Source organism: Bergeriella denitrificans NBRC 102155 (assembly GCF_001592185.1).
GTDB lineage: Bacteria > Pseudomonadota > Gammaproteobacteria > Burkholderiales > Neisseriaceae > Neisseria > Neisseria denitrificans.
Genome location: NZ_BCWL01000095.1, coordinates 1 through 7,932 on the forward strand (window position 1 = coordinate 1; position 7,932 = coordinate 7,932).

The 7,932-nt window shown below is 56.2% G+C and carries 2 protein-coding genes; both read left to right on the plus strand.

Going from position 1 to position 7,932, the window contains the following annotated elements; genetic code table 11:
- Positions 1 to 221 precede the first annotated feature (221 nt).
- On the plus strand, positions 222 to 1,958 hold the full coding sequence (locus BDE01S_RS06340; protein WP_115225359.1) for a ShlB/FhaC/HecB family hemolysin secretion/activation protein: 1,737 nt from the start codon (positions 222 to 224) through the stop codon (positions 1,956 to 1,958).
- A 57-nt stretch (positions 1,959 to 2,015) separates the two neighbouring features.
- Positions 2,016 to 7,932, plus strand: a 5,917-nt coding sequence (locus tag BDE01S_RS06345) for a two-partner secretion domain-containing protein (protein ID WP_066078902.1), incomplete at its 3' end; no start/stop codon positions are given.

The following is a 7,932-nucleotide window of genomic DNA, read 5'->3' on the forward strand; positions in this document are numbered from 1 at the left end:
GATACGCAATCTTGTCGGTACAGTCAAACCCCATCCATTACCAAAGTAACCGCTTATTTTCTATTCGCTTCTCAATCACCAGTTATACAAATAAAAAATATCTTAACACTAACTTGCAAAAATTCTCAAATATTATTAATATACCAATTCATTACAGGATTGGCTTTTTTCTGCCTTTTAACCTGGGGAAGTGTTAGATGGAAATGCGACTGTTTAAGTTGATGCGACATGTTTTGCTGCTGAGCTCAGGTGGAGTCTTTGCCGTTTCCGCCCATGCCGCCGACGACACGCAAGCCAACTTTATCCGGCAAGAGCAACTGCGCCGGCAAGCGCTTTTGCAGCAAGCCCGGCCGCAAAGAGACGTGCATTTAGATTTACCGTCTGAAAATCCTGCCCGGCCTTTCTCCCTTGCCTATTCCGAATCCCCCTGCTTCCCCGTCCAATCCGTCACCCTCACCGGCGATTCTGCCCGCCGCTTTCAGTTTGCCCTCAATCAAGCACTTAAACAATCTGCCTTTCAACCCGGTATGTGCCTGGGCGCTCAAGGCATCAACCACATCATGACATTGGCGCAAAATGCCGTTATCGGCCGCGGCTATACGACCACCCGTATTTTGGCGGCGCCGCAGGATTTAAACAGCGGCATGCTGGCATTGACCGTCTTGCCCGGCCGCATCCGTTCGCTGCATATCGACCGCAGCCGTGACGAAGCCACCCGTGCCGGGCGGATTGCGGCGTTTCAAAACGAATTTCCGCTCCAAAACGGCGACATTCTGAACCTGCGCGATTTGGAGCAGGGATTGGAAAACCTCAAACGGCTTCCCACTGTGGAAGCCGACATCCGTATCGAGCCGGGCGAAAAGCCGTCTGAAAGCGATGTGGCGGTGGTTTGGCAGCAGCGTTTGCTGCCTTACCGCCTCACCCTTGCCGCCGATGACGCCGGCAGCAAGGCCACCGGGAAATACCAAGGCTCGGTGTCTTTGTCTGCCGAGAACCCTTTCGGCTTAAGCGATATGTTTTATGCCTCAGTCAGTCATGATTTGGGGCATAAAGCGTCTTATACGGATGCAGACGGCAAACATACCGGCAGCGGCACCAACGGCTATGCGTTTCACTATTCCGTACCCTTCGGCAAATGGCTGTGGTCGTGGAACCACAGCAGCTACCGCTATCATCAGGCGGTGGCCGGTATGAGCGAAGTGTACGACTACAACGGCAAAAGCCGGACAAGCGATATCGGCATCAGCCGTCTGCTCTACCGCGACGCCCAACGTAAAACCCATCTTTCGGCCAAGCTGTGGCAGCGGGAAACGCGCAGCTTTATCGACGATACCGAAATCGAAGTGCAGCGCCGTCAAACCGCCGGCTGGGCGCTGGGTTTAAACCATAAGGAATACATCGGCAAAGCAACTTTGGATGTGGGGCTGAACTACAAACGCGGCACCGGCCGCAATAACAGCCCGGCCGCGCCGGAAGAAGCCTTCGGCGAAGGCACGTCGCGCATGAAAATCCTCACGGCCGATGTGCAGCTGAATGTGCCGTTCAAATTGGGCAGGCAGCAGTTTGCCTACGATACCCGCCTTCATGCCCAATGGAACAAAACCCCGCTGACGCCGCTGGACAAACTCGCCATCGGCAACCGCTATACCGTGCGCGGCTTCGACGGCGGGACGACCTTGTCGGCCGAACGCGGTTGGTATTGGCGCAACGACCTGTCATGGCAGTATGCCCGAAACCACCGTGCTTACATCGGCATCGACACCGGCCATGTTTCCGGCCGCTCCGCACCCTACTTGCTCGGGCAGAGCCTGAGCGGCGGCGCCGTCGGCCTTAAAGGACAATTCACAATCGGCGGCAGCCTGTATTACGATATTTTTGCCGCCAAGCCCTTGCACAAACCGGCCTATTTTCAGACGGCCAACACACATTACGGATTTAACGTCAATTATTCGTTTTAAAATCAATCAATAAAAACGCAAAGGCGGCAATCGATAATCGGCAATCGGGAGCAGACAATGAACAAAACCCGTTACAAAGTCATCTTCAATAAAAAGCGCGGCTGCATGGTGGCGGTTGCCGAGCATACCTTGCGCGAAGGCAAATCCGCCCAAGACGGCAGCGGCGCCTGCATCACGCCGTCTGAAAATGCGCCTGCCTCCGCCGTCTGCTCCGGCAAAATCGGCCTACTTTCCTTCTCATTGATGATGTGCCTGGGTTTGGCGTTGATTGTTCCCGCCCATGCTTCGGAAATCCGCCCCGACCGCAGCGCACCGGGTAATCAGCAACCGACTATTCTTCAAACAGCCAACGGCCTGCCGCAGGTCAACATCCAAACCCCGAGTGCGGCCGGCGTATCGCTCAACCAATACCGCCAATTTGATGTGGATACCAAAGGCGCCGTTCTCAACAACAGCCGCAGCGGCGTGCAAACGCAGCTGGGCGGCCGGATTCAGGGCAATCCCTGGCTGGCAACGGGCGAAGCCCGCATCATCGTCAACCAAATCAACAGCACCAATCCCTCCCTGTTAAACGGCTACATCGAAGTCGGCGGCCGCCGCGCCGAAGTCATTATGGCCAATCCGGCCGGTATCCGAGTCAACGGCGCAGGCTTCATCAATGCCGCCGGTGTAACCCTGACAACCGGCAGACCCGTATTGGACAACGGCGCCCTGACCGGCTATCAGGTTCGGGAAGGCGAAATAGCCGTCAACGGCGGCGGTTTGGATACGTCGACTGCCGATTACACCCGCATCCTCAGCCGCGCCGCACAAATCAACGCCGGCATATGGGGCAAAGACATACAGGTCGCAGCAGGCAATAACAACGTATCCGCCAACGGCAAAGTCCATGCGGTTTCAAACGGCCAAACACCCCCCGCCGTCGCCATTGATACCGGCACACTGGGCGGCATGTATGCCGGCAAGATTACCCTGATCAGCAGCGACCGCGGCGCAGCCGTCCGCAATGCCGGACAAATCTTCGCCGCAGCCGGCGGCGTAACCCTCTCGGCCGACGGCACCGTCGGCAACAGCGGTTCGATGGTCGCTTCCGATTCCGCACAAAGCGGTGCGGATATTGCCGCCGTATCAGTGAAAGCAACCGATTTAAGCAACAGCGGCACCTTGTCGTCACAAGGCAAAGCCGCCATCGCCACACACAATCTCGACAACAGCGGCTTCATCGGCTCATCGGACGAATTGGCCGTCGTCAATCAGTCCGCCCTGTCCAACGGCGGCCAAATCAACGCCGCCCGTTTGGACATTCAGACAGGCAGCCTGAACAACAGCGGCCGCATCGCCCAAACCGGTCCGCAGGCATTGGCCTTATCGGCCGGCAGCTTGGACAACCGCGGCAGCGGCTACATCGGCGCACCCAAAGCCGATACAACAACCGGCTCCCCGCCCGTTTCCGCAACAGATAAAACCGCCGCCGCCCCGACCACCGCTGCCGGCAGCGGCAGCGTTGCCGCCCCAAGCGCAACCGCCGCACACAGCCCCACCCTTGCCGACGGCAACATCACCGTTACCGACAGCCTTGCCAACAGCGGCGAAATCACCGCCAACAACGGCACAGACCTGAGCACCCGCAACGGACTGGGCAATCACGCCGAATTAAGTTTGAACACCCTGACCGTTTCCGGTGCGCTGTTTGACAACCAAAGCGGCAGCATCAGCGCCAAGCAAGCCAACATTACCGCCACCGCATTCGACAACCGCTCGGGCAGCCTGGTTGCAAGCGAAAGCATCCGTATTCGCAACCAATCTGTTGACAACCGCAACGGCTCGCTGCAGTCCGGCGGCGTCCTGATGGTCGATACCGTATCGTTCGACAATTCAGACGGTCAAACCGCCGCCCTCGATACAGATATTACGGCCAAGCATCTCAACAACCAAAAAGGCAGCCTGGATTCAGGCCGTCTGAATATCCACGCCGCGCGTTTGGATAATCAAAGCGGCTTTATCCGCAGCGACAACGAAACCGCATTGCAAATTTCAGACGGCTTAAACAACAACGGCGGCGAAATCACGTCCGCCCAAAATGTCCACATTACCGACAGCGGTCAAAACACCCTAAGCATTCAAAACAGCAGCGGCAGCATTCTTGCGGGACAAGATGCTGCTATCCAAGCCAAAGCCTTAGAAGCGGACGGTACATTAGCTGCCGGACGCGATTTGGGCATCAGTCTGCAAGATGATTTCACGACCGCGCACAATATCGAAGCCGGACGCGCCTTAAGCATCAGCACACAAGGCCGTCTGCAAAATGCCCATCTGCTGCAAGGCGGTGCGGCAGTGACCTTAAACACTGCCGACATCGACAACACCGCAGACGGCAAAATCCAATCCGGCAGCGACACCCGCCTTAGTGCATCAAACATCACCAACCGCGGCCTAATCAACAGCAACGGCCTGACCCGTATCGAAGGCAAAGATACTGTGGAGAACATCGGCAGCGGCAAGATTTACGGCGACCATGTGGCATTCGCAGCGGGCAAGCTACTGAACCGTGAAGAAACCGCAGGCGGCGAAACCAGAGCCGCCGTTATCGCCGCGCGTGAGCGGCTGGATATCGGCGCACAAGACATCACCAACCAAGAAAGCGCCCTGCTCTCAAGCGAAGGCCGTCTGAAAATCGGCGGCAGCTTGGATGCAGGCCATCAGACGAAAGGTCGCGCGCAAACCTTAATCAACAGCAGTGCACGGATTGAAGCCCAAGGCGACGGCGCGATTGCCGTTGATGATTTGCAGAATGTGAATAAGCATTTTGTAGCGGAAGAGTATTTGGCAGAAAGCAAGCAGGTAATGACTTTTACCCGTCCCGACGAAGCAGAGCCGTTTTTTACCAATCTGGTGGACGGTACTTTCCGCTGGGAAAAGCATGATATGAACTTCGATTTTTACGACGGCACTAATATTGCTTACAAAGAAGGCAATGTGCTTGGCGTGAAATTAGAAGAATATACGGAATCCGTTTATAAACAGCGCGTGACAGAAAACCAACCGGGCGAAATTTCTATTGGTGGCAATCTGAATGTTGATGCAGATAAGATTACCAACCGCGACAGTATGATTTTGTCCGGCGGAGCCATGGCAACCTCATCCCCCATTGAAAATGAAGCTACGCCTGCGCCCGTTAAATTGGCACGCAAGGGTAATCTTTATACTCTGTTTCATCAAAATTCCATTAAACGGAGTGACCCAACGGCAATCAATACCGTCATAACGAAGCAAGGCGTATTCGAGCCTGCTACCGCTACCGTTGAAGAATACAGTCAAGCCGTTTTACCTGTTACCAATAAACAGATTGAAATTCAACCTGTTGCTGATTTAAATATCGAAAGCGTGCAAAACGCTATCCGTCATTTACCCCTGCCGGCGACCTTGCCCATTTCCGCACTTTACGCCGTTAACCCCGCCCATCCCCAATTTTTGATTGAAACCGACCCCGCCTTTACCGACTACCGCCAATGGCTGGGCAGCGACTACATGCTCAAAGCCTTCAAACAAGACCCCGCCAATATGCACAAACGGCTGGGCGACGGCTATTACGAGCAGAAGCTGGTCAACGAGCAAATCGCCCGTCTGACCGGCCACCGCCGCTTAGACGGCTATCAAAACGACGAAGACCAATTCAAAGCCCTGATGGACAACGGCATCACCTATGCCCGAACCTTCAACCTGACGCCCGGCATCGCCCTGACTGCCGAGCAAGTCGCCCGCTTAACCAGTGACATCGTTTGGCTGGAGCCGCAAAGCTATACCCTGATTGACGGCAGCCGCGTTACCGTGCTCGCTCCGAAAGTATATGTCGTGGCCCGCAAAGGCGATGTCAACAGCGCAGGCGGATTAATCAGCGCGGATCAAATCCGTTTGCAAAGCGACGGCAATCTGAGCAACAGCGGTACCATTGCCGGCCGCAGCATCGTCGATCTCGGAGCAGGCAACATCAGCAACAGCGGCCTGATTCAAGGCGGACAAGTGCGCGTGCAAGCCGATGAGCGATTGGAAGTAATCGGCGGCAGCATTGCGGCCGATAACGCGCTGATTGCCCGGGCCAAAGACATCCGTATTGAAAGCACCACAGCGACAAGCGGAGACAAACAAAACGGCAGTACCGTCATCGACCGCGTTGCCGGGCTGTATGTCAACCATATTTCAGACGGCCTGATGCTGGTAGAGGCCGGCAAAATCGACTTTGTCGGTGCAACCGTACGCAATGAAGCCGCCAAGGGGCAAACCCAGATTCGTGCCGCAGGCGATCTCAATCTCAGCACCGTTCAAACCGAAAATCATGAAAGCTACGGCGCATTAAGCGATAAAAACCACCGCCATGTGCATACAAGCGCCGAAACCGGCACGCAAATCCAAACCGCAGGCGATATCGTATTGAGCGGTAACAACATCAACGCCCGCCAGGCAGATATCAACAGCGACAGCGGCGATGTCGTATTGGATGCGAAAAATAATCTGAATATTACCGAGGGCAGAAAAACATTAGATTTGGATGCTTCCGCATACAGCAAACAGAAAAAACTGACAAGCTCCAGCAGCCAGCTTGCACAATACCGCCGCAATGACGACGAAGCCGTCTCCGGCAGCATTACCGGCAAGCGTGTCTTCCTCAACAGCGGAGGCGATACCCTGATTCGCGGCAGCGACATCGTCAGCGACAACCTGACCCAAATCACCGCCGGCGGCAATATCGCCATCGAAGCCGCGCAAAGCCGCTATGACGGCAGCGAGTTCCACCAAAGCAAAAAATCCGGCCTGATGGGCAGCGGCGGCATCGGCTTTACCGTCGGCAGCAAAAAAGACGGCACAGCCACCCGCAGCCAAACCACCGCCCACAGCGGCAGCACCGTCGGCAGCCTCTCCGGCGATACCCTGATACAGGCAGGCGGCGACTATCGTCAAACCGGCTCTACCGTTTCCTCTCCCAAAGGCAACGTGCTGATTCATGCCCGCAACATCGACATCGAAGCCGCACAAGATACCTACGCCACCGACTACAAACACACCATCGAGCAAAAAGGCCTGACCGTGGCCGTCAACGTTCCCGTTGTACAGGCCGTACAAGGCGCCGTTGCCGCCGCCAAAACCGTCGGCAAAAGTAAAAATGCCCGCGTCAACGCCATGGCAGCAGCCAATGCCGCCCAGAGCGTCCGGGCTGCCGACCAAGCCTTAGGCCAAGCCGCTCAAAATCCCCAAGCCGCAGCACAAGAAGTCAGCGTCTCCATTACCTACGGCCAACAAAAAAGCACCGACCAAAGCCACATCACAGGCACAAGCGCCCTCGCCTCACAAACCATCGGCGGCGGCAAAGTCAGCCTGATTGCCGACAACGAAGCCGGAAATGCCCGCATCCGCATTGCCGGATCCGATGTCGCCGGCAAAAGCGGCACCCTATTGTCCGCAGACAGCATCGCCCTGCAATCCGCCGAGCAAACCCACAGCGAGCGCAGCAGCAACCAAAGCAGCGGCTGGAATGCCGGCGTAGCCGTCAGCTACGGCCAAAACGGCTTCGCCTTCGGCATCACCGCCGGCGGCAACTACGGCAAAGGCTACGGCAACGGCGACGACCTCACCCACCGCCACAGCCATATCGGCGATGCAAACAGCCAAACCCTGATCCAAAGCAGCGGCGATACCCTGATTAAAGGCGCGCAAGTCAAAGGCCAAAGCATCGGGCTTACCGCAGCCAATCTCACCATCGAAAGCGTGCAGGATACCGCCGCCTACCAAAGCAAACAGCAAAACATCAGCGGCCAGGTTACCGTCGGCTACGGCGTATCCGGCAGCGCCAGCTACAGCCAAAGCAAAACCAATGCCGACCATGCTTCCGTAACCGAACAATCCGGCCTCTTCGCCGGAGACGGCGGCTTCAACGTCAACATACGCAACCATACCGAGCTCAAAGGCGGCATCATCACCG

Excerpts from the sequence above, each read along its gene's own strand:
- BDE01S_RS06340 (WP_115225359.1), top strand. The coding sequence starts at position 222 with ATGCGACATGTTTTGCTGCTGAGCTCAGGTGGAGTCTTTGCCGTTTCC.